Source organism: Erythrobacter sp. SN021, from assembly GCF_021864455.1.
Genome location: NZ_JAKKUW010000084.1, coordinates 1 through 443 on the forward strand (window position 1 = coordinate 1; position 443 = coordinate 443).

1 protein-coding gene is annotated in these 443 nt (G+C 50.3%); it reads right to left on the minus strand.

Annotated elements, in window-relative coordinates:
* Positions 1 to 381: hypothetical protein (locus L5849_RS15055; protein ID WP_236926208.1), on the minus strand; the 381-nt coding region annotated here is incomplete at its 3' end.
* Between the last annotated feature and the right edge of the window lie 62 nt (positions 382 to 443).

The following is a 443-nucleotide window of genomic DNA, read 5'->3' on the forward strand; positions in this document are numbered from 1 at the left end:
CCCCGCCTGGGAAAGCATTACTTGGTACTCGTCCGCCTGCAGGTAACCGTCACGGTTGACGTCCAGCATGTCGTGGCATCCATGAATGACCTCGGTGTAGGGTTTCATCAGCTGCGGATCGTAGCGCTGCTTCCCCAATGAGACGATCATCTCTTCTACTGTAAGTGAGGTCCTGTTGCCGACGTCAGCGTTCTTCGTAAGCAGGTCCCACACGTTTGCCATTTGAGTACGCAGATGCAACGCCTTCTGTTCATCTGCATGTCCGAACGAGCAGAATCGAACGGTCAATCCCCCGAAATCTTCCTTTGAAATGACCCCAGCGTTGTCGAAGTCGAACGTCGAAAAATACTTTCTAATCTGTCTCTTCCACAACTCAGACATCGTGCAACCCGGTTAGTAGTTCAGCCACTAATTATTACAAGGTTAATTGCATATGAACTGCG